Source organism: Pseudoxanthomonas sp. SGT-18 (assembly GCF_003931645.1).
Lineage (GTDB): Bacteria > Pseudomonadota > Gammaproteobacteria > Xanthomonadales > Xanthomonadaceae > Pseudoxanthomonas.
The window spans coordinates 153740-175435 of sequence record NZ_RRYJ01000002.1 but is presented as its reverse complement, the minus strand read 5'-3'; the positions used below and the strand labels follow the sequence as shown (position 1 = coordinate 175435).

Sequence of the window (21696 nt, the reverse complement as noted above, 5' to 3'; positions counted from 1 at the left end):
CCCGGGTGCGCCTCGCTACCCGGGCCACGTGCGCGACCCGCACCGTTGATGCGCAACGGGCAGCGCTCTACTTCGAGCAGCCGACCAGCTGCAGCTTCTGCCCCTGGCGCAGGGCGTAGGCCGGGGCCTTGAGGCCGTTGGCCGCCGCCAGCTGCTTGATCTGGCAGCCGTGGCGCTGGGCGATGCGCCCCAGGGTGTCGCCACGGGCCACGGTATAGGTGCGCGCCTGCGCCGCCTTGGGCCGCGCCGGCTGCGGACTACCGGTGGCGATCGTGGTCGCCACGCCCGGCACCGGGGTCACGTCGCCCACCGCGACGCTGCCCAGCGGCGCCGCCCCCTCCAGCGCCGCATTCGGGTCCGCGGTCACCAGGGCATGGGCCAGTTCGGCGCGGGCCCCGCCCTCGCAATGGCGGCGGTAGAGCTGGGCCACCCGCGCGGTGGCCGCCAGCACGGTGCCGGCCGGGATCACGGTCTCGGCGTCGAAGCGCGGGTTGAGGTTGCGCAGGGTGCGCATGTAGCCGTCGCGGTTGCCGCTGTTGCCCAGGCACACGGTCAGCTCGTAGATGCTGGCCGGGCGCACCAGTTTCAGCGCCGCCGGGGTGGCCTCCACCTTCGGGAAGGTCACGCCGAACTGGCGCGGGTGCAGGAAGATCCAGGCCGCGGCGATCACCATCGGCACGTAGTCGCGGGTTTCCGGCGGGAACTGCTCGTAGGCCCGCAGGTTCCAGAAGCCGGAGCCGCCGCTGGCGCGGTGCACGCGCAACGCGCGGCCCTCGCCGCCGTTGTAGCCGGCCAGGGCCAGTTCGACGTCGTTGTTGAGCTCGCGCAGGCGCTCGTTGAGGTAGGCGGCGCTGGCCTCGGCCGCCGCGCGCGGGTCGTAGCGGGTGTCGAAGCCGGTGCCGTCCGGGCCCAGGCCGAAGCGGCGCGCGGTGGAAGGCATGAACTGCATCGGCCCGGCGGCGCCGGCGCGCGAGACCGAGTGCACGCGGCCGTTGGATTCCTTGGCCAGGATGCCGAACAGCAGCGCCTCCGGCAGGCCGCGCTTCTCGAACTCCGGCCACATCAAGTGGCGCATGACCTGGTAGTTCTCGTAGCTGGTCATCAGCTGCGGGCGCATGTCGGTCAGCCAGCGGCGGATGCCGGCCTGGATCGCCGGGTTGTAGCGGACCATGCGGTCGAAGGCATGGCGGCTGTCGTCGCCCAGCAGGCGCGCGGCGCGTACCGCCTCGGGCACGTCGGCGGCCAGCGCCGGGTCGGCCTCCAGCAGCTCGTCGTCCTCGCCAGCCTCGTCCGGGCCGGCGCCGCTGTCGTCGATGCCCTCCTTGAGCAGGCGCTTGTAGCTGGCCAGCAGGTCCGACAGCGGGCAACCGCGCTGCTTCACGCAGGCGTCGATCACGTCCTCCATGTCCTCCAGCGCGGCATTGCCCTCCTCCGCGCCGCGCGGGTCGCCGTTGCCGGCCAGCACGGTGGCGGCGCGGAAGCGGGTCTCGGCCTGGGCCATGCGGGCCACCAGGGCCTCGGCGGCGGCCCGGTCGCGCGCGGAGACGCGCTGGGCCAAGGCGGATGGAACGATGCAGGCGAACAGCAACACGGCCAGCAACGGCCGCGACAACGATGGACGGGAGGACATCGGCAGCGGGTTCCAGAAGCGACAGGCAGGGTAGCCCCCGCCGCCGCGCAGGGGCAACCCGCGCCGACGCCGCTAGAATCCCGGCCATTCCACCGCGCGAGGCCCCAATGGACCCGATCCTGCTCGGCAAGGGCACCACCGACGACGTCCCGGTCACCCTGCTGCCGGCGCTCGCCAACCGCCACGGCCTGGTCGCCGGCGCCACCGGCACCGGCAAGACCGTGACCCTGATGACCCTGGCCGAAGGCTTCTCGCGCATCGGCGTGCCGGTGTTCGTGGCCGACGTGAAGGGCGACGTCGCCGGGCTCGCGGTAGCCGGCGAAGGCGGCGAGAAGCTGGCCGCACGCGCCGCGGCCATCGGCGTGAAGGACTACGCGCCGGAAGCCAGCCCGGTGGTGTTCTGGGACCTGTACGGCAAGCTCGGCCACCCGGTCCGCACCACCGTCAGCGAGATGGGCCCCACCCTGCTGGCGCGCATCCTCGAGCTCAACGACACCCAGGCCGGGGTGCTGGACATCGTGTTCAAGCTGGCCGACGACCGCGGCCTGCTGCTGCTGGACCTGGACGACCTGCGCGCGCTGCTCGGCCTGGTGGCCGAGGAGCGCAAGGCGGTCTCGGCCGAATACGGCCTGGTCAGCGCGCAGACGGTGGCTGCGATCCAGCGCGCCCTGCTGCGCCTGTCCCAGGACGGCGGCGAACAGTTCTTCGGCGAGCCGGCGCTGGAACTGGCCGACATCATGCGGGTCAACCATGACGGCCGCGGCGTGGTCGGCATCCTCGCCGCCGACCAGCTGATCCTCAAGCCGCGGCTGTACTCGACCTTCCTGCTGTGGCTGCTGGGCGAGCTGTTCGAGAGCCTGCCGGAGGTGGGCGACCTGGACAAGCCGAAGCTGGCCTTCATCTTCGACGAGGCCCACCTACTGTTCGACGACGCGCCGCCGGCGTTGCGCCAGCGCATCGAGCAGGTGGTGCGGCTGGTCCGCTCCAAGGGCGTGGGCGTGTACTTCTGCTCGCAGTTCCCGGACGACGTGCCGGACAACATCCTCGGCCAGCTCGGCAACCGCGTGCAGCACGCGCTGCGCGCGTACACCCCGCGCGACCAGAAGGCGGTCAGGACCGCGGCCCAGACCTTCGTGCCCAACCCGAAGCTGGACGTGGCCGCCACCCTGCCCCAGCTGGGCACCGGCGAAGCCCTGGTCAGCACGCTGCAGGCCGGCGGCATCCCCGCGCCGGTGCAGGTGACGAAGATCGCCCCGCCGCGCTGCCGCATGGGCGCCATCACCGCGGCCGAGCGCGCCCGGGTGCGCGCCGCCAGCCCGGTCGGTACCCGCTACGACACCCCGGTCAACCGCGAATCGGCGGCCGAGCTGCTGGCCGCGCGGGTCCAGGCCGGCACACCCGCCGGCACGCCGCCGGCGCAGCAGGACGGCGAAGGCGGCATCGGCCAGAAGATCGGCGAGTTCCTGTTCGGCACCAAGCGCCGCCAGGGCGTGGTCCAGACGGTGGCCAAGCAGACCGCGCGCAACGTCGGCGGCTCGGTTGGCCGCAGTCTCGGCAGCAGCATCGGCGAGTCGGTGGCCGGCAAGGCCGGGAAGAAGTACGGCGGGCAGATCGGCAACCAGATCGTGCGCGGCATCCTCGGCGGCATCTTCGGCCGGCGTTGAGCGCCCCGGCGCCGCGCAGGCGGCGACGACCGCCGACTCCCCGCCCACGCCACCAGGCGCTAGCATCACGCCCCCGCAATACCCATCGGTTGTCCGCATGTCGCGCTGGCGTCCGCCCCCCGAGAAAAGCACCGCCCTGATCACCCGCGACGGCCACGACCGGCTCAAGGCCGAGCTGGACGACCTGTGGCGGGTGCAGCGCCCGGAAGTGGTGAAGGCGCTGGCCGCCGCCGCGGCCGAGGGCGACCGCTCGGAGAACGCCGAGTACACCTACCGCAAGAAGCAGCTGGCCGGGATCGACCGCCGCGTGCGCTACCTGTCCAAGCGCATCCCCGCCCTGCGGGTGGTCGATACCGTGCCCTCCGACCCGGAGGCGGTCTACTTCGGCGCCTGGGTGGAGCTGGAGAACCTGGCCACCGGCGAGTGCATGCGTTACCGCATCGTCGGCCCGGACGAGACCGATGCGGCCCAGGGCCATATCAGCATCGACTCGCCGCTGGCCCGTGCCCTGCTGAAGAAGCGCATCGACGACGAGGTCGAGGCGCAGCTGCCCGGCGGCCCGGCGCGCTTCGTGGTGGTGGACGTGAGCTACGGCTGAGCCGCCGGCGGCGGCCATACGGCGACGCAGCTTGACGTCCCCCGCGCCGACCGGCGACCTTCCCGCCTGACTGCAATCGCATCAGGGGAAGTGCTTTGACGGCTATTGAAACCGGCCTGGCCGCCGCGCCGGCCGCTGCGCTGGCGCCCGCGCCCCGCACCCATCGCGCCCGTACCGGCATCGTGATCGACGCCTCGGTCGACGTCTCGGCGGAGTTCCTGGCCGACCCGGACGTGGCGGTGATCCCGATCCCGATCAGGATCGGCGCCAGCACCTACATCGACCAGCACGACCCGGAGGCCAGCGCGCGCTACATGCGCGAGAACGGCAACGGCGAGGGCGTGGCCGGGCAGTCGATCCCGCTGGACGCGGCGCAGATGAAGAACTTCTTCATCGAGCGCTTCGCCCTGGACTACGACTCGGTCTACTGCCTGACCATCACCTCCACCCGCAGCCCGATCCACGAGGCCTGCAGCGAGGGCAGCGCGCTGGCGCTGCACCACATCCGCGGCCTGCGCCAGGCGGCCGAGATGCGGCGGCCGTTCCAGTTCCGGGTGATCGATACCCGCAACATGTTCGCCGGGGCCGGCATCGCGGCGATGGCGCTGCGCGACATGCTGCAGGCGGGGATGTCGCCCAAGGACGTCCGCGCCGAGCTGCTGCGGATCGTCGATACCACCTACACCTACTACATCCCCGACGACCTGGGCTATGCACGCACCCGCTCGCGCGTGCGCGGCGACCGCAGCATCCACCTGACCAGCGTGCTGCTGGGAAGCGCGCTGGACATCAAGCCGATCATCCGCGGCTACCAGGGCGATACCCACCCGGTGAGCAAGTACCGCGGCCGCGCCCAGGCCTGGGGCAAGCTGTTCCGGCACGCCGCGCGCAGGGTGGCCGAAGGCCAGCTGCACACCCCGCACGTGATCGTCTCCTACGCCGGGGCGATGGGCGAACTGCACGCGACCCCGGAACTGGGCGAGCTGCGCCAGGCCTGCGAGCGCGCCGGCGTCTCCCTGCACGTGCTGCAGATGAGCATCACCGGGATGATGAACATCGGCCCCGGCGGGCTGACCCTGGCCTATTCCGGTCCCGTCCCCAACGAGGCGCCCTGAGCGGCGACGGCCCGCACCGCTCCCGGCCGCCGGGAGAGCCCGGGCCGGAAATCGGCCGCGGCGGGCCTGGCCTGCCGCCGGATTCGCGCCGCCAAGCTGCGGCGGCGCTCCCCGGAAACGAAAGCGGCGCCTTGCGGCGCCGCCCTCGAGGTTGCCGCCTGCGCGGGGCTCAGAGCACGCGCAGCGCCAGCGGCGAGGTGTCGCCGGTTTCGGCGTATTCGACCTCGCCGTAGAGGTCGTGCTCGTCGCTGCCCATGATCCGCACGTCGACGAACTCGCCCGGCTGCAGGCCGGCATCGCGGCCGTCCTGGATCTGCACGGTGCCATCGATCTCCGGCGCATCGGCCATGGAGCGGGCGATCGCCAGCTCGCCGTCGAGGAAGTCCACCAGGCAGCGCTGCACGCTGCCGACCTTGGCCTCCAGGCGCGCGGCCGAGATCTCGCCCTGGCGCTCCATGAAGCGGGCCAGGCGCTCCTGCTTGACCTCTTCCGGCACCGCGCCGGGCAGGTCGTTGGCGGCCGCGCCTTCCACCGGCGAATAGGCGAAGGCGCCGACGCGGTCCAGCTGGGCCTCGTCGAGGAAATCCAGCAGTTCCTCGAACTCGGCCTCGGTCTCGCCGGGGAAGCCGACGATGAAGGTCGAGCGGATGGTCAATTCGGGGCAGGTCGCGCGCCAGCGCTGGATCCGCTCCAGGGTCTTGTCGACCGCGCCCGGGCGCTTCATCAGCCTGAGGATGCGCGGACTGGCGTGCTGGAACGGGATGTCCAGGTACGGCAGGACCTTGCCCTCGGCCATCAGCGGGATCACCTCGTCCACGTGCGGGTACGGGTAGACGTAGTGCAGCCGCACCCAGGCATCCAGCCCGGACAGGCCCTCGCACAGGGCCTTCATCCGGGTGGCGTACTCGCGGCCGCGCCAGGTGCCCGGCGCGTACTTCAGGTCCACGCCGTAGGCCGAGGTGTCCTGCGACACCACCAGCAGCTCGCGCACGCCGCCCTTGACCAGGCGCTCGGCCTCGCGCAGCACCTCGTCCACCGGCCGCGAAGCCAGGTCGCCGCGCATGGACGGGATGATGCAGAAGCTGCAGCGGTGGTTGCAGCCCTCGGAGATCTTCAGGTACGCGTAGTGGCGCGGGGTCAGCTTGATGCCGTAGTCCGGCACCAGGTCCACGAACGGGTCGTGCCTGGGCGGCAGCGCCTTGTGCACGGCCTCCATCACGCTGGCGTAGTCCTGCGGCCCGGACACGGCCAGCACGTCCGGGTACTGCTCGCGGATCAGTTCCGAGCGCTTGCCCAGGCACCCGGTGACGATGACCTTGCCGTTCTCGTTCATCGCCTCGCCGATGGCGTCCAGCGATTCGGCCACGGCCGAGTCGATGAAGCCGCAGGTGTTGACCACCACCACGTCGGCATCGTCGTAGGTCGGGACGATGTCGTAACCCTCCACCCGCAGCTGGGTGAGGATGCGTTCGGAATCGACCAGCGCCTTCGGGCAGCCGAGGCTGACGAAGCCGACCTTGGGGTTGTGCACGGACATGGGAAGCTCGGGAACGGCGGGCGGGCGCGACCGGCGGGCCGGTGCGCGGGGCGCGCGATTATACCCGCCCCGGCCACCGCGCCCGCAGACGCGGCCGGAACGCCCGGGCGACGCATAATGGCGCCCCCCCCCCCACAACCGAGGACGACGCCATGGGCCAATGGATCCAGCTCGACACGCCCCGCGGCCAGGTCGCGACCTGGCAGGCCGGTCCGCCGTCGGCGCCGCGCGGCGGCCTGGTGGTGATCCAGGAGATCTTCGGGGTCAACCCGCACATCCGCGCGGTGGCCGAGGACTTCGTGTCCGAGGGCTACGCGGTGCTGGCGCCTGCGTTCTTCGACCCGGTGGAGCCCGGCGTGGAGCTGGGCTACGACGAGGCCGGCTTCGCCCACGGCCGCAAGCTGGCCGGCGAACTGGGCTTCGACGCCGCGCTGCAGATCCTCGATGCGGCCGCGCAGCGCCTGCGCCGCTACCTGGGCGCGTTCAACGAGCCGCGCGGCGCCGTGGGCACGGTCGGCTACTGCTGGGGCGGCACCCTGGCCATGCTCGGCGCACTGAGGCTGGGCCTGCCCTCGGTCAGCTACTACGGCGCGCGCAACACCGCCTTCCTCGACGACCCGGCCCTGGTCGCCAGCCCCAGGGCGCCGGTGATGTTCCACTTCGGCGAGCAGGACCCCTCGATCCCGCCGGAGGCGGTGGAGCAGCACCGGCTCAAGCTGCCGGGCATGCCGGTCCACACCTACCCCGCCGGCCACGCCTTCAACCGCGAGGTCGATCCGAAGGCCTACGACAAGCCCAGCGCGCGGCTGGCGCGCGAGCGCACCCTGGCCTTCTTCGCCGAGCACCTGCAGTGAGCGGGTTCGAACTGGACCCGCGCCTGGCCGCCGACAGCGTGTTCGTCGCCGACGGGCCGCTGTCGCAGGTGCGGCTGATGGACGACACCCGCTTCCCCTGGCTGCTGCTGGTGCCGCGGGTGCCCGGGGCGCGCGAGTGGATCGACCTGGACGGCAACCAGCAGCGCCTGCTGCTGGCCGAGCTCAACCGCGCCGCGCAGGCGCTGCGCGCCACGCCCGGGGTGGAGAAGCTCAACATCGGCGCGCTGGGCAACGTGGTGGCGCAGCTGCACGTGCACCTGGTCGGCCGGCACCCGGGCGACGCCGCCTGGCCGGGGCCGGTGTGGGGCAGCGGCAGCGCGGTGCGGCACGCCCCGGAGGCGCTGGCGGCGGCTGCCGCGGACTGGCGTTCGCGGCTAGGATAGGCGCCCTTTCCACTGCCGGTTACGCGCCCATGGGTTCCAACGTGTTCGCCGCCCTCGTCCTGATCGTCGTGGGCCTGTTCTTCCTGGCCCGCAACCTGGGCTGGATCGACACGGGGCTGGGCGCGCTGCTGGCCACCTGGTGGCCGGCGGGCCTGGTGGTGGTCGGCGTGGCCATGCTGCTGCGGCGCAAGTAAGCCGCGCGGCCGCCGGTGACAGGGGGCGGCAGCGGTGGCTGACGCCTGTCACCTGACGCCGGTCCGGCGGCGGCGCAAGATGCGCTCCATCCCCCAAGGAGGAAGCCGCCATGTGCCGTCGCCTGGTTCCCGCCCTCGTCCTGATCGTGCTGGGCGTCCTGTTCCTGCTCGACAACCTCGGAATCGGCATCGATGCCGGCCGCGTGCTGTCCACCTGGTGGCCGCTGGCGCTGATCGCGGTCGGCGCCGGCTGGCTGCTGCGCCGCGGCGACGGCACCCGCTGCGGCTGAGCCGGCGGGCGCGCCTGCTCAGGTGCGCGGCAGGGTGACCCCGGTCTGGCCCTGGTACTTGCCGCCGCGGTCCTTGTACGAGGTCTCGCACACGTCGTCCGCGTCGGACTGGAGGAACAGCATCTGGGCCACGCCCTCGTTGGCGTAGATGCGCGCCGGCAGCGGCGTGGTGTTGGAGAACTCCAGGGTCACGTGGCCCTCCCACTCCGGCTCCAGCGGGGTGACGTTGACGATGATGCCGCAGCGGGCGTAGGTGCTCTTGCCCAGGCACACCACCAGCACGTCACGGGGGATGCGGAAGTACTCCACCGTGCGCGCCAGCGCGAAGCTGTTGGGCGGGATGATGCACTCGTCGCCGACCACGTCCACGAAGCTCTTCGGGTCGAAGTTCTTCGGGTCGACGATGGTGGAGTTGATGTTGGTGAAGACCTTGAACTCGCGCGAGCAGCGCACGTCGTAGCCGTAGCTGGACGTGCCGTAGCTGACGATGCGCCTGCCGTCGACCTGCTTCACCTGTCCGGGCTCGAACGGGTCGATCATGCCGTGCTGTTCGGCCATCGTCCGGATCCAGCGGTCGCTCTTGATGCTCATGCAGTGGTTCCCTGGGGCAAGGCGCGTGAACGCGCGATTGTAGGGGGCCAGCCGGGCCGCGTGTACCCGCGCCCGGCCGGGCCTCCCGCCGCGGCGGCGGGAAGCGCGGACCGGGGCGTCAGGCCAGCCGGGCCGCGATCGGAATCGAGGCGCGCGGGCGCCGGGCCAGCGCGGTGGCCAGCGCCTGCGCGGCGGCCAGGTAGGCCTGGGCCGGAGCCGCGTCCGGCGCGGCCACCACCACCGGCGCGCCGGCGTCGCCCTGCTCGCGGATGCGCAGGTCCAGCGGCAGCGAGCCCAGCAGCGGCACGCCGTAGCGCTCGGCCATGGCCTGCGCCCCACCGTGGCCGAACACGTGCTCGACGTGGCCGCAGTTGCTGCACACGTGCATGGCCATGTTCTCGACGATGCCCAGCACCGGCACCTCGACCTTGTTGAACATGGCCACGGCCTTGCGCGCGTCCAGGGTGGCGATCTCCTGCGGCGTGGTCACCACCACCGCACCGGCCACCGGGATCTTCTGCGCCAGGGTCAGCTGGATGTCGCCGGTGCCCGGCGGCAGGTCGACCACCAGGTAGTCCAGGTCGCCCCACAGGGTGTCGGTGAACAGCTGCATCAGCGCCGAGGTGGCCATCGGCCCGCGCCAGATCATGGGCGTGTCCTGCTCGACCAGCAGGCCGATGGACATGGCCTCGATGCCGAACGCGCGCATCGGCTCGATCGACTTGCCATCCGGGCTCTCCGGCCGCCCGGACAGGCCCAGCATGGCCGGCACGCTGGGGCCGTACACGTCGGCGTCGAGCACGCCGACGCGCGCGCCGAGCCTCTGCAGCGCCAGCGCCAGGTTCACCGCGGTGGTCGACTTGCCGACGCCGCCCTTGCCCGAGCCGACCGCGACCACGTTGCGGATGCGCGGATGCGGGGCCAGCCCGCCCTGCACCGCGTGGGCGGCGATCCGCGGGCGCAGTTCGAACGTTTCCAGCGCCTGGCCGGCGGCGGCCAGGGCCGCCTCGGCGCGCGCCTGCAGCTGGGCCGCCCAGGCGGCGGAAAACGGGAATCCGGTGGTGCCCTGGACCTGGGCGCCGCGGCCGCCCGGGCGCGCGTCCCAACGCACGGCCGCACCGAGCGGGCCGCCGCCGGCCGGGTCTTCCAGGATGGCGAGGATGTCTTGGAGGGGGGAAGCAGCAGTCATGTGTAGGTCACGCCAGGCCGGCCCCGCCCCGGGTGGCGCGGGCGACCGGCTCGATATCGGTTAAGCGCGCCACGGTACAAGAATGCGCGCCGCTTGGCTGCCCCCCGGCGGCGCCACGCAGCGTCCGCATCCGGTCAGCCGTACGGGGGCGGATGCTGGTATAAGAGGCCAGGCCCGCCGCATCCGGCAGGCCATCTGCATCCGGGAGGAAAACATGCGCAAGACCCTGCTGGCCGGCCTCGCCCTGCCGCTTCTGGCCCTGGCCTCGATGACCGCCGCGGCCGCCGATCCGGTCGTCGGCCGCTGGAAGACCATCGACGGCGAGACCGGCAAGCCCAAGTCCTACGTCGAGATCACCCAGGCCGCCGACGGCAGCTTCAGCGGCCGGATCGTCGAACTGATCAACCCCAGCCGCCCCAACCCGACCTGCGACAAGTGCAGCGACGACCGCAAGGGCAAGCCGATCACCGGCATGGAGATCATCCGCGGGATGAAGGCCGACGGCGGCGGCAAGTATTCCGGCGGCACCATCCTCAAGCCCGACGAGGGCAAGGTGTACAAGTCCAAGCTGGCCCTGATCGACGGCGGCAGGAAGCTGGAGGTTTCCGGCTGCGTCGCCTTCATCTGCAAGTCGCAGACCTGGATCCGCGAGTGACGCCGCATTAAGCAAGGCACAGGATCCGTGAAGGGGCGCCATGATGGCGCCCCTTCTTTTTCACGGCGCCTGCACAATTCCCATACGTATTCATATTTCCGGGATAATCAGGGACTTGCGTATATACAATGCAAATCGGACGGCATTTACCCGATAGAGAAAAACTTCTGAAATAACGAATAACTCAACAATTATTTTTTCCTGAAGGTCCTAGCATTCTGGCGTCCCCCAAAGCGCAGGTGGCCGTATGAATGACAGGATCGTCATCCCCCGCAACCGCCTCACCGCTGCCCTGGTGATGGCATTGCTCGCACCCCTCGCCAGTCCCGCCCTCGCCCAGGAATCCGGGTCCCAGGACGGCGCACCCACCCAGCTGGACCAGGTGATCGTCACCGGCTCGCGCATCGCCCGCACCGGCTTCATCACCCCCGCCCCGGTGACCGCGGTCACCGCCGAGGAAATCCGCGGCACCGGCGCCACCAACATCGGCGACCTGATGGCGCGGATGCCGGCGCTGTCGCCCACCTACACCCTGGGCAATTCCACCCGCTTCATCGGCACCGCGGGCCTCGGCCTGCTGGACCTGCGCGGCATGGGCACGTCCCGCACCCTGGTGCTGGTCAACGGCCGCCGCCACGTGGGTGCCAGCCCCGGCTCCACCGCGGTCGACGTCAACACCATCCCGGTGGAATGGATCGAGCGCGTGGAGGTGATGACCGGCGGCGTGTCGGGCGTGTACGGCGCCGATGCGGTGGCCGGCGTGGTCAACTTCATCCTCAAGAAGGACTTCGAGGGCATGGAGTTGCGCGGCCAGCACGGCATGGCCGACGAAGGCAGCTTCGACCGCTCCTTCGTCAGCTTCACCGCCGGCAAGAACTTCGCCGACGACCGCGGCAACGCGGCCTTCTCGCTCGAGTACAGCACCCAGGACCGCTTCGGCCGCGGCGACCGCGAGATCGGGCGGCGCTTCATGGTCTCGGTGCCCAACCCGGACTTCGACCCCAGCCAGCCGCCCAGCCAGCGCAACCCGCAGAACGTGTTCGCCAGGCCCGGCGGCAACCACTCAATCTCCTACGGCGGCGTGTTCACCATCGGCAGCTTCAACGTCAACAACCCGACCAACCGCTACCTGTTCAACCCGGACGGCACGTTCCGCCGCGCCCGCTACGACGGCGTGGTGGTCAGCCCGACCTCATGCGTGGACTGCGATTTCGCCGACCTCAACGCGGTGGCCGACCTGGAGCCGGCGTTCGACCGCTTCAGCGCCAACTTCCAGCTGAACTTCGAGCTCAACGAGAACCACCGCATGTTCTTCGAGGGCAAGTACAGCAAGACCGAGTCGAACTTCTACGGCCAGCCGGCGTTCGACCAGCCGATCCGCATCCGCCGCGACAACGCCTTCATCTCGCCCGAGCTGGGCGCGCTGATGGACGCCAACGGCCTGACCCAGCTGCAGGTCACCCGCTTCAACGTCGACGCCGGCCGGCGCGGCGAGGACGTGGACCGCCAGACCGTGCGCGCGGTGTTCGGCTTCGAGGGCAACCTCGGCGAGGACTGGACCTACGAGGCATCGGTCAACTACGGCCAGTCCAAGATCGACCGCCGCAACCTCAACAACCGCATCAACGAGCGCTGGCACGCCGGCCTGGACGCGGTGCGCGACGAGAACGGCAACATCGTCTGCCGCGCCAGCATCGACGAGGACGCGGTCAACCCGCACACCGGCACGCGCTACTCCAGCTTCGCCAGCAACGGCTGCATCCCGTTCAGCGTGTTCGGCGACGGCGCGGTGGCGCGCACGCCCGAGGCGATCGCCTGGTTCAACACCACCTCGCTCAATTCCTCGACCCTGGAGCAGAACGTGGTGGCGGCCTCGGTGGCCAACAGCCGGCTGTTCTCGCTGCCGGCCGGCGACGTGGGCTTCGCCGCGGGCGTGGAGTACCGCAAGGAGAAGAGCCAGGAGAACACCGACCCGCTGGCCGCGCTGGGCCTGACCTTCCTCAACGCCATCCCCAGCCGCGGCGGCGAGTACGACGTCACCGAGGTGTTCGCCGAGACCACCATCCCGCTGCTGGCCGACCTGCCCGGCATCTACAACATGTCCCTGGACCTGGCGGCGCGCCACTCCGACTACAGCAGCATCGGCGAGACCCTGGCCTGGAACATCGGCCTGAACTGGGAAATCATCGACACCCTGCGCTTCCGCGGCACCTTGGCGCGGGCGGTGCGCGCGCCGAGCATCGGCGAGCTGTACAACCCGCAGTCGGAGAACTTCGCGACCATCAACGACCCCTGCAACTACCAGCCCACCAACCCCAACCGCCCGGATACCGCCGAGGACCGCGCCCTGCGCGTGGCCAATTGCAGCGCGCTGGGCATCCCGGAAGGCTGGATCGACACCTTCAGTGCCAGCCGGCCGGGCGTGAGCGGCGGCAACCCGGACCTGGAGGAAGAGCGCGCCCGCAGCTGGACCCTGGGCCTGGTATGGCAGCCGGACTTCATCAACGGGCTGGGCGTGTCGGTGGACTACTGGAACATCACCCTCAAGGACGCGATCGGCGCGGTCAACGCGCAGACCCTGGCCACCCGCTGCGTCGACTCGCCCGGCGGCATCGGCAACCAGTTCTGCGCCATGATCACCCGCGCCCCGGTGGGCGGCTACGTCGACCCGCAGGGCCGCGACTTCCCGGCCTACTCGATCACCCGCTGGGTGGCGCTGAACGAGAACCTGGCCAAGTCGCGCCGGGTCGGCGTGGACCTGGAGATCGACTACCGCTACAACCTGTTCGGCGCCAGCGCGGTCTCGCGCTTCGTCGGCACCCGCCTGCTGCAGTCGCGGGAGTGGCAGTTCCAGGACTTCCCGGACGAGTTCGACGAGAACGTCACCTACTACACCGACCCGCGCTGGCGCGCCACGCTGGACAACAGCTTCGAGTTCGGCAACTGGAGCGCCAGCTGGAACATGAAGTACGTCGACGGCAACCTGCGGGTCCAGCCCAAGAGCTACAACGCCAACCCGGGCTCGGCCAGGCCGATCATGAATGGCTCGTACACCTACCACAACCTCCGGCTGGGCTACACCTTCCCGGAGAGCGAGCTGAACGTGTACCTCGGCATCGACAACGCCTCGGACAAGGACCCGCCGCTGAACTACTTCGGCGCCGACATCGGCAGCGCCAACTACGACAGCATCGGCCGGTTCTTCTACATGGGCGCGACCTACCGCTTCTGAGCGCCGCCGCGCACGGGCCCGGCCCCGCCGGGCCCGTGCGCGGCGGCGCCGGCAGCCGCCCGGCGGGCCCGGAGCGCCCGGCATGCGATAATCGGCGGTCCCTTTCCCCACCGACCGCCATGTCCCGCTCCGTCCTCGTCACCAACGCCCTGCCCTACGCCAACGGCCCGCTGCACCTGGGCCACCTGGTCGGCTACATCCAGGCCGACATCTGGGTCCGGGCGCGGCGCATGCGCGGGGACGCGGTGTACTACGTCTGCGCCGACGACACCCACGGCACCCCGATCATGCTGGCGGCGGAGAAGGCCGGGGTCACCCCGGAGGCCTTCATCGCCCGGATCAAGGCCGAGCACGAGCGCGACTTCGACGCCTTCGGCGTGGCCTTCGACTGGTACCACTCCACCCATTCGGAGGAGAACCGCGAGCTGACCGGGCGTTTCTACGCCGCCCTGGAGGCGCGCGGTAGCATCGAGCGCCGCTCGATCGAGCAGCTGTACGACCCGGTCAAGCAGATGTTCCTGCCCGACCGCTACGTCAAGGGCACCTGCCCGCGCTGCAAGTCCCCGGACCAGTACGGCGACAACTGCGAGGTCTGCGGCGCCACCTACGGCCCCACCGACCTGATCGATCCGCGCTCGGCCGTGTCCGGCGCCACCCCGGAGCTGCGTGCCTCCGAGCACTTCTTCTTCCGCCTGGGCCAGTACACCGAGGTGTTGCGCGAGTGGCTGGCCGGCGACGTGGCCCTGCCCGGGGTCAAGGCCAAGCTGGCCGAGTGGATCGAAGGCGAAGGCGGCCTGCGCGACTGGGACATCTCCCGCGACGCACCCTACTTCGGCTTCGAGATCCCCGGCCACCCCGGCAAGTACTTCTACGTGTGGCTGGACGCGCCGATCGGCTACTTCTCCAGCCTGCTGGCCCTGGCCCGCAGCGGCAAGGCCGGCGGCTTCGACGAGGCGGCCATGGAGCGGCTGCTGCAGCCGGGCGACCACGCCGAGCTGCACCACTTCATCGGCAAGGACATCGTCAACTTCCACGGCCTGTTCTGGCCGGCGGTGCTGCACGGCAACGGCCTGCGCAAGCCCGACCGCCTGCACGTCAACGGCTACCTGACCGTGGACGGGGCCAAGATGTCCAAGTCGCGCGGCACCTTCATCATGGCCCGCACCTACCTGGACGTGGGCCTGGACCCGGACGCGCTGCGCTACTACTTCGCGGCCAAGTCCTCCGGCGGCGTGGACGACCTGGACCTCAACCTGTCCGACTTCGTCGCCCGCGTGAACAGCGACCTGGTCGGCAAGTTCGTCAACATCGCAAGCCGCTGCGCCAAGCTGCTGGACGTGCACTTCGGCAACCAGCTGCCCGCGCCGGGCGCCGACACCGGCACCAGCGGGGGCTGGGCGCAGGACGCCGAGCAGCTGCTGGCCCAGGTGCGCGAGGCGCTGGCCGGCGCGCCGGAGCTGTACCAGCACGACAACTTCGCCGCCGTGGCCCGCAACGCCATGGCCGCGGCCGACCTGGCCAACGAATACATCGCGCGCACCGCGCCGTGGGCGCTGGCCAAGGACCCGGCACGCCGCGCCGACCTGCACCTGGTGCTGGGCACCGCGCTGCAGGCCTTCGCCGACATCGCCGGCGTGCTCAAGCCGATCGTGCCGGCCACCATCGCCCGGGTCGAGGCCTGGCTGGGCACGGAGCTGGCGCTGGACCGCCGCACCGGGCTGGCCGGCCGCACCCTGGCCGCCTACACCCCCCTGTTCACCCGTATCGACCCCAAGCTGATCGACGCCATGACCGAAGCCTCCAAGGACACCCTCGCCGCCGCTCCCGCCGCCCAGCCGGAAAAGAAGGCCGAGGCGAAGAAGGACGCCGCGCCGGCGGCCAGCGCGCCGCAGTACATCGGCATCGAGGACTTCGCCAAGCTCGACCTGCGCATCGGCAAGGTGCTGGAGTGCGGCTTCGTGGAAGGCTCGGACAAGCTGCTGCGCTTCCTGCTGGACGCCGGCGAGCTGGGCCAGCGCCAGATCTTCTCCGGCATCCGCGCCAGCTACGGCGAACCGGAGAAGCTGGTCGGCCGCAACGTCGTGTTCATCGCCAACCTGGCCCCGCGCAAGATGCGCTTCGGCATCAGCGAGGGCATGATCCTGTCGGCCGGCTTCGACGGCGGTGCGCTGGCCCTGCTGGACGCCGACGAAGGCGCCCAGGCCGGCATGCCGGTGCGCTGATCCGCACTGCGGCCTGCGCCGCCCGGTGGCGCAGGCCCATCCGCGGGCGCGGCAACGGCGGCACCCGCAACGGCGGCCCGCGCCGCCCCATGCAAGGGACGCGAGGGAGGCCGATGGAACTGGCCCTGGTCGACTTCGACCACACCGTCACCACCTGCGATACCTACGGCCGCTTCCTGCGCCGCCTGGCCACGCCAGGGCAGCTGGCACGGGCGCGCTGGACCATCGGCCCCTGGGTGGCCGGCTACCGGCTGGGCCTGGTGTCGGCCTCGGCGCTGCGCGTGCGGGCCACCCGCAAGGCATTCGCCGGGCGCGACGCTGCCTGGGTCCGCGCCGCCGGCGCCGACTACGCCGAGCGCGAACTGCCGGGCCTGCTGCGGCCGGAGATGATGCAACGCATCGCCGCGCACCGCGCCCGCGGGCATACCGTGGTGATCGTCTCCGGCTCGCTCGACGCCTTCCTGGCGCCGTGGTGCCGACGGCACGGGCTGGAGCTGGTCTGCAACCGCCTGGAAAGCGTCGATGGCCGCCTGACCGGCCGCTACGCCGGCGGCGACCGCGGCGCGCACAAGGCAGACGACATCCGCGCCCGCTACGACCTGTCGCGCTACGCGCGCATCCACGCCTACGGCGACAGCCGCGAGGACCAGGCGATGCTGGCGCTGGCACACGAACGCTGGTGGCGCGGCCGGCGCATCGCCTGAGGCGCCGGATCAGTCGGCCGGCACAGGCTCGAAGAACACCGGCACGAAGCGCCCGTGTTCGAACACGAAGTAGTGGCGGCCATGGCCAGGGCCGTCCCCGAGCCGGCCGCTGACCACCAGCAGGCGGCTGTCGGCGCGGTAGTCCAGCATCTCGCCCTCGCCCGCCCAGCAGCAGGCCGCGCCCGGCAACTGCACCAGCCGCCCGCTGCCGCGGTCGGCGGCCAGCAGCCGCAGGCAGTCGGTGCCGCAACCCCATTGCACCAGCACCTGGCCGCCGGCGAAGTCCGGCGCGCCGGCCAGGGCCTCGCGCAGCACCGGTTCCAGTTCGCGCAGCTCCGGCGCCTGGATGTCCGGCGCCACCGGCGCCGTGTAGGCCTGCACCGCCACCGCGTGCGCCGCGTGGGCCGGCGGCTGTGCGGCCAGCGGCGCGGCCGCCAGCAGCGCCGCCACCGGCCAGATCCGTTTCCAGGACATCGGTTGCCCTCCTCTCGTCCACGCAGCATGCGGCGCCGCGGCGCGTGTGTACAGGCGGCGCAGCGGCGATAATGGCCGGCCCGCCGCATCGCCCGCGCATGTCCGCTCCGCTTCCGCCCCTGGTCGAACGCCTCGACCGCCTGCTGCCGCAGACCCAGTGCGGCCAGTGCGGCTATCCCGGCTGCCGCCCGTACGCCGAGGCCATGGCCACCGGCCAGGCCGGACCGGACCATTGCCCGCCCGGCGGCGACGAGGGCGCGCGTGCGCTGGCACGGGTGCTGGGCGTGCCGCCCGTGCCCTACGACCGCAGCCGCGGCCAGTGCAAGCCGCCGGCGGTGGCGGTGGTGGTGGAGGCGGACTGCATCGGTTGCACCAAGTGCATCCAGGCCTGCCCGGTGGACGCCATCATCGGCGGCCCGAAGCTGATGCACGTGGTGCTGGATCCACTGTGCACCGGCTGCGAGCTGTGCGTGCCCGCCTGCCCGGTGGACTGCATCGTGATGGAGCCGGCGCCGGCCGCCTGAGGCCGGCGCGGAACGCTAGCGGCCGGCGCAGGCGCGGCACACGCGCTCGACCCGGTACCCCTGCGCGCGCAGGCGCTCGACCAGGCCGTCGCTGCCCAGCAGGTGCAGCGCGCCGACCACCACCAGCACGTCGCCCTGGCCCCGCTCCAGGCGTTGCCGGATCTGCGGCAGCCAGGCCTCGTTGCGGGCCACGTTGATGTGCCGGTACAGCTCCGGGTACTGGCGCCGCAGGTCCTCGCCCAGCAGCCGCCACAGGCCCTCGGCATCGCCGCGGCGCCAGGTGCGGTACATGGCCTCGATGGCCTCGTCCCCGGCCTCGGCCTGCGCCAGGGACTGGTCCAGCATCTGCACCTGGGTGGCCAGCGGCATCCCGGCCAGCACCGCGATCTGGTCGGCCGCCCGCTCCAGCCCGGACGCCGGCTTGCCGGCACTGGCGGCGGCCTGCATCAGCTGCCGGTCCAGGCCCAGCGCCGGGTCGAAGCCCATCCGCTGCAGCTGCCCGATCGCCAGGGTGAGCCCCAGGAACCACGGCTCGACCCCGGACAGCTGCGCCAGCGGCAGGCCGGTGGCGGCGGCGTGCGCCTGCATCCGCGCCCACAGCGCCGGCCCCAGGTCGTCCTGCAGCGTGCCCGGGCGCTTGCGCAGCGCGGCCCGCAGCATGGCGGCCGCAAGCGTGGGCGAGGTCGCCTCGTCCGGCGCCAGTTCGAACACCAGTGCGTCGGCGGCGGCGAAGGCGTCCTCGACCTCGGCGGCCAGCACCTCGTCGCCGGGGCGCAGCATGTGGAACGAGCCCAGCAGGTACACGGAATTGTCCGCGTCGGAGACCTTCCACAGCAGCGGCACCGGCGGCGCGGCCAGCACCGGCAGCGTCAGCAGCAGCCCCAGCAGCAGTACCGCCAGGCGGGCGAAGCGACGGGACGGGCCGCAGGCGCGGGGAAACAGGGCGTGCATCGGCGCTCCCGGGGTCAGTGCACGTTCCCGGTGTAGTTCTTCTCGCCGGCGGTGATCGCCAGGTCCAGGCGGTTCTCCGGCGGTGGCAGCGGGCAGGTCGCAAACAGGGTGAACGCGCACGGCGGGTTGTAGGCGCGGTTGAAGTCCAGCACCACCTTGCCGTCCTCGCCCGGCCAGTCGGCGTCGAGGAAGCGTCCGGCCGGATAGCTGCCGTGGCCGCTGGTGCGGTCGGCCAGCACGAAGAACAGGCCTTCCTCCGGCCCGCCCAGCGCCTCCAGGCGGAAGCTGCGGCCGTCGCGCTCGAACTCGACGTAGCCGGGATTGGGCGAGTCGTTGCGGGTGCCGACGATGTCGGCGATCGGCAGGGTCTTGCCCGGCGGATGCGGCACGAAGCGCGCCTCGATCCGCCAGGCCGGATCGGCCGGCCAGTACTGCAGCCCGGCAAAACCCACCCGGGTGGGCGCGTCGGCGTGGCGCACGCGCAGGGCATGGCGGTTGCCGCGCTGGACCAGGGTCAGCCTGCCCTTGTCGCCGTCGAAGCCGATCACCGCCTTCTCCGGGTCATGGTCGCTGTAAAGCCGCACCTTGCCCCGCAGCGGCTCGCCGTTGAGGGTCAGCTCCACGCCCTGCTCCGGGGTGAACCAGTAGCGGCCGTCGTCGTCGCGGGTGACCAGGCCCATGCGCTCCGGGCCGAAGGCCAGGCGCATGTTGCTGGCGATGCGTTCGCCGCTGCCGATGTAGTGCGCCTTCAGCTCCAGCCAGTGCAGGCCGACCAGGCTGGTCCAGCCGTCCGGCCGCAGCAGCTCCTGCTCGCGCTCCCGGCGCCAGGCCTCCTGCCCGGCCTGGAACACCGCCGCGGCGGCCGCGCGCTCGGCCTCGGCGGAGATATCGTCGCTGCCCGCCTCGCCGCCGCAGCCGGCCAGCGCCGCCAGCAGCGCCGCCATCCCCATGGCGCGCAGGGCCCTCATCTTCCCCTCAGGAACCATCGATCGATTTCCCCCAGCGTGAATCGCGCCCAGGTCGGGCGCCCGTGGTTGCACTGCCCGGAGCGCTCGGTGGCTTCCATGTCGCGCAGCAGGGCGTTCATTTCCGGAATGGTCAGGCGCCGGTTGGCGCGCACCGCGCCATGGCAAGCCATGGTCGAAAGCAGCTCGTCGCGCGCGGCGGCCACGCGGCGGGTGGCACCGTGCTCGCGCAGGTCGGCCAGGACGTCGCGCAGCAGCGCTTCCGGATCGGCATGCGCAAGCAGCGCCGGCACGCTGCGCACGGCCAGGGTCTGCGGGCCGCTGCGGGTGACCTCGAAGCCCAGCTCGGCCAGGGTCTGCGCCTCGCACTCGGCGACGTCGGCGTCGCGCTCGCCCACCGCCAGCGACAGCGGCACCAGCAGTGGCTGCGCGCGCAGGCCCATGCCGTCGTGCGCGGCCTTCAGGCGCTCGTAGCCGATGCGTTCGTGGGCGGCGTGCATGTCCACCACCACCAGGCCGTCGGCGTTCTCGGCCAGGATGTAGATGCCGTGCAGCTGCGCGATCGCGTAGCCCAGCGGCGGGATCTCGCCGCTGCCCTCGGGCAGGGCCTGGTCCTGGCGTGGCAGCGGCGGCGCGGCCGGCGTGGCCCCGTCCGCCTGTCCGTACAGCGCCGCGTACGCGCCCATCGCCTCGTCCACGCGCAGGCCCAGCGGCTGTGGCGCCGGCGTCCACGGCACGAACGGGCGGGCACCGCCATCGCTCACGGCCGGTGCGGCAGCGGGCGCGGCGCCGCCCCAGGCCGCGGCCGGCTGGCCGGCGGGCATGGCGGCGGCGACGCCGGCCTCCATGCCGGCGCGGGTCTGCGCCAGCGCCTCCTGCAGGGTGCGGAACACGAAGTCGTGGATCAGGCGGGCGTCGCGGAAGCGCACCTCGTGCTTGGCCGGGTGCACGTTGACGTCCACCCGGGTCGGATCCAGCTCCAGGAACAGCACGTAGGCCGGCTGGCGGCCGTGGTAGAGCACGTCCTGGTAGGCCAGCTTCACCGCGTGGGCGACGTTGCGGTCGCGCACCGCGCGGCCGTTGACGTACAGGTACTGCTGGTCGGCGCTGGCACGCGAATAGTGCGGCTGCGCGATCCAGCCGTGCAGGCGCAGGCCGGCGCCGCTGTGGTCGATGCGCAGCGCGCTGCGCGCGAAGTCGTCGCCGAGGGTCTCGCCCAGGCGCGCGGCCGCGTCCAGGTCGCCGGCGCGGTAGCGGCGCGAGGGCTTGCCGTTGTGGCTCACCCGCAGCTCCACGTCCGGGCGCGCCAGCGCCAGCGAGCGCAGCCATTCCTCGATGTGGCCCAGCTCGGTGCGCTCGGCGCGCAGGAACTTGCGCCGCGCCGGCACGTTGTAGAACAGGTCGCGCACTTCCACCGTGGTGCCCGGCGCGTGCGCCTTGGGCACCACCTCGCCGATCTGGCCGCCGTCCACGTGCAGCGCCGCGCCGTGCTCGGCGTCGCGGGTGCGCGAGGCGAGCATGAAGCGGCTGACCGAGGCGATCGAGGGCAGGGCCTCGCCGCGGAAGCCGAGGGTGGCCACCGCTTCCAGGTCGTCGAGCGAGGCGATCTTGCTGGTGGCGTGGCGGCTGACCGCCAGCGGCAGTTCCCCGGGCGGGATGCCACCGCCGTCGTCGCGGATCCGGATCAGGCGGATGCCACCCTCCTCCAGGTCGATGTCCACGCGCGTGGCGCCGGCGTCGAGGGCGTTCTCGACCAGTTCCTTGACCACCGAGGCCGGGCGTTCGACCACCTCGCCGGCGGCAATCTGGTTGATCAGGGTGTCGGGAAGCTGTCGGATCGGCACGGCATCACGGCGGCGCGCAGGCCGTCAGGAGGATCAGGCGTGATGATAGCCGCCGCGCC

At 71.9% G+C, this 21696-nt stretch carries 20 protein-coding genes; 12 read left to right on the top strand and 8 right to left on the bottom strand.

Annotation, left to right across the window (positions count from 1 at the left end; translation table 11 throughout):
• Nucleotides 1–67: 67 nt before the first annotated feature.
• Entirely contained in the window at nucleotides 68–1630 is a 1563-nt protein-coding gene (locus EIM47_RS03870) for a transglycosylase SLT domain-containing protein (protein WP_039731787.1), read from the bottom strand.
• Nucleotides 1631–1737: 107 nt separating this feature from the next.
• Here EIM47_RS03870 and EIM47_RS03865 point away from each other — a divergent pair, with 107 nt between their 5' ends.
• From EIM47_RS03865 to EIM47_RS03855, 3 genes are all read left to right on the top strand, one after another.
• Nucleotides 1738–3294: a helicase HerA-like domain-containing protein gene (locus EIM47_RS03865; protein ID WP_028914777.1), complete on the top strand. Its 1557-nt coding sequence runs from the start codon at nucleotides 1738–1740 to the stop codon at nucleotides 3292–3294.
• A gap of 97 nt (nucleotides 3295–3391) precedes the next feature.
• Nucleotides 3392–3892, top strand: coding sequence for a transcription elongation factor GreB (gene greB / locus EIM47_RS03860; protein ID WP_028914778.1), 501 nt, complete (start codon nucleotides 3392–3394; stop codon nucleotides 3890–3892).
• A 95-nt stretch (nucleotides 3893–3987) separates the two neighbouring features.
• Nucleotides 3988–5007: a DegV family protein gene (locus EIM47_RS03855; protein WP_125076185.1), complete on the top strand. Its 1020-nt coding sequence runs from the start codon at nucleotides 3988–3990 to the stop codon at nucleotides 5005–5007.
• A gap of 169 nt (nucleotides 5008–5176) precedes the next feature.
• Here EIM47_RS03855 and rimO read toward each other — a convergent pair whose 3' ends face one another.
• The gene (gene rimO / locus EIM47_RS03850; RefSeq protein WP_125076184.1) at nucleotides 5177–6544 is read right to left on the bottom strand and encodes a 30S ribosomal protein S12 methylthiotransferase RimO; all 1368 of its coding nucleotides are present in this window, start codon (nucleotides 6542–6544) and stop codon (nucleotides 5177–5179) included.
• Between the two features lie 152 nt (nucleotides 6545–6696).
• Here rimO and EIM47_RS03845 point away from each other — a divergent pair, with 152 nt between their 5' ends.
• The 4 genes from EIM47_RS03845 (at nucleotide 6697) to EIM47_RS03835 (ending at nucleotide 8286) form a co-directional block, all read left to right on the top strand.
• Complete coding sequence (locus EIM47_RS03845; RefSeq protein ID WP_019399901.1) at nucleotides 6697–7398, top strand: dienelactone hydrolase family protein; 702 nt, start codon at nucleotides 6697–6699, stop codon at nucleotides 7396–7398.
• Complete coding sequence (locus tag EIM47_RS03840; RefSeq protein ID WP_037034477.1) at nucleotides 7395–7802, top strand: HIT family protein; 408 nt, start codon at nucleotides 7395–7397, stop codon at nucleotides 7800–7802. Before EIM47_RS03845 ends, EIM47_RS03840 begins: the two co-directional genes overlap by 4 nt.
• Before the next feature lie 29 nt (nucleotides 7803–7831).
• Nucleotides 7832–7996 (top strand): DUF5668 domain-containing protein, encoded by a 165-nt coding sequence (locus EIM47_RS15630; RefSeq protein ID WP_019399899.1) that lies wholly within the window; start codon nucleotides 7832–7834, stop codon nucleotides 7994–7996.
• A 110-nt stretch (nucleotides 7997–8106) separates the two neighbouring features.
• On the top strand, nucleotides 8107–8286 hold the full coding sequence (locus tag EIM47_RS03835; RefSeq protein WP_019399898.1) for a DUF5668 domain-containing protein: 180 nt from the start codon (nucleotides 8107–8109) through the stop codon (nucleotides 8284–8286).
• A gap of 18 nt (nucleotides 8287–8304) precedes the next feature.
• On the opposite strand, the gene dcd is transcribed toward EIM47_RS03835, so the two are convergent.
• Nucleotides 8305–8877 carry a dCTP deaminase gene (gene dcd / locus EIM47_RS03830; protein ID WP_019399897.1) on the bottom strand — a complete coding sequence of 191 codons (573 nt, stop codon included), beginning with the start codon at nucleotides 8875–8877 and terminating at the stop codon, nucleotides 8305–8307.
• 118 nt (nucleotides 8878–8995) lie between these two features.
• Entirely contained in the window at nucleotides 8996–10066 is a 1071-nt protein-coding gene (gene apbC / locus EIM47_RS03825) for an iron-sulfur cluster carrier protein ApbC (protein ID WP_232210971.1), read from the bottom strand.
• A gap of 214 nt (nucleotides 10067–10280) precedes the next feature.
• Between apbC and EIM47_RS03820 the strand changes: the two genes are divergently transcribed.
• From EIM47_RS03820 to EIM47_RS03805, 4 genes are all read left to right on the top strand, one after another.
• On the top strand, nucleotides 10281–10721 hold the full coding sequence (locus EIM47_RS03820; RefSeq protein WP_019399895.1) for a DUF2147 domain-containing protein: 441 nt from the start codon (nucleotides 10281–10283) through the stop codon (nucleotides 10719–10721).
• A 247-nt stretch (nucleotides 10722–10968) separates the two neighbouring features.
• The gene (locus tag EIM47_RS03815) at nucleotides 10969–13953 is read left to right on the top strand and encodes a TonB-dependent receptor (RefSeq protein WP_028914780.1); all 2985 of its coding nucleotides are present in this window, start codon (nucleotides 10969–10971) and stop codon (nucleotides 13951–13953) included.
• A gap of 119 nt (nucleotides 13954–14072) precedes the next feature.
• The gene (metG, locus tag EIM47_RS03810) at nucleotides 14073–16175 is read left to right on the top strand and encodes a methionine--tRNA ligase (RefSeq protein WP_125076183.1); all 2103 of its coding nucleotides are present in this window, start codon (nucleotides 14073–14075) and stop codon (nucleotides 16173–16175) included.
• A gap of 113 nt (nucleotides 16176–16288) precedes the next feature.
• Nucleotides 16289–16879 (top strand): HAD family hydrolase, encoded by a 591-nt coding sequence (locus EIM47_RS03805; RefSeq protein ID WP_125076182.1) that lies wholly within the window; start codon nucleotides 16289–16291, stop codon nucleotides 16877–16879.
• A gap of 9 nt (nucleotides 16880–16888) precedes the next feature.
• Here the strand turns inward: EIM47_RS03805 and EIM47_RS03800 are convergent, their stop codons facing one another.
• Entirely contained in the window at nucleotides 16889–17353 is a 465-nt protein-coding gene (locus EIM47_RS03800) for a hypothetical protein (protein ID WP_125076181.1), read from the bottom strand.
• A 98-nt stretch (nucleotides 17354–17451) separates the two neighbouring features.
• Here EIM47_RS03800 and rnfB point away from each other — a divergent pair, with 98 nt between their 5' ends.
• Nucleotides 17452–17877 carry an Rnf electron transport complex subunit RnfB gene (rnfB, locus tag EIM47_RS03795; RefSeq protein WP_125076180.1) on the top strand — a complete coding sequence of 142 codons (426 nt, stop codon included), beginning with the start codon at nucleotides 17452–17454 and terminating at the stop codon, nucleotides 17875–17877.
• Between the two features lie 15 nt (nucleotides 17878–17892).
• On the opposite strand, the gene EIM47_RS03790 is transcribed toward rnfB, so the two are convergent.
• The 3 genes from EIM47_RS03790 to mutL are packed head-to-tail and all read right to left on the bottom strand — an operon-like array spanning nucleotide 17893 to nucleotide 21637.
• On the bottom strand, nucleotides 17893–18828 hold the full coding sequence (locus tag EIM47_RS03790) for a TraB/GumN family protein (RefSeq protein ID WP_125076179.1): 936 nt from the start codon (nucleotides 18826–18828) through the stop codon (nucleotides 17893–17895).
• A 14-nt stretch (nucleotides 18829–18842) separates the two neighbouring features.
• Nucleotides 18843–19796 (bottom strand): DUF1684 domain-containing protein, encoded by a 954-nt coding sequence (locus EIM47_RS03785; RefSeq protein ID WP_051403648.1) that lies wholly within the window; start codon nucleotides 19794–19796, stop codon nucleotides 18843–18845.
• Complete coding sequence (gene mutL / locus EIM47_RS03780) at nucleotides 19793–21637, bottom strand: DNA mismatch repair endonuclease MutL (RefSeq protein WP_125076178.1); 1845 nt, start codon at nucleotides 21635–21637, stop codon at nucleotides 19793–19795. The genes EIM47_RS03785 and mutL overlap by 4 nt, the downstream gene beginning before the upstream one ends.
• Nucleotides 21638–21696 lie beyond the last annotated feature (59 nt).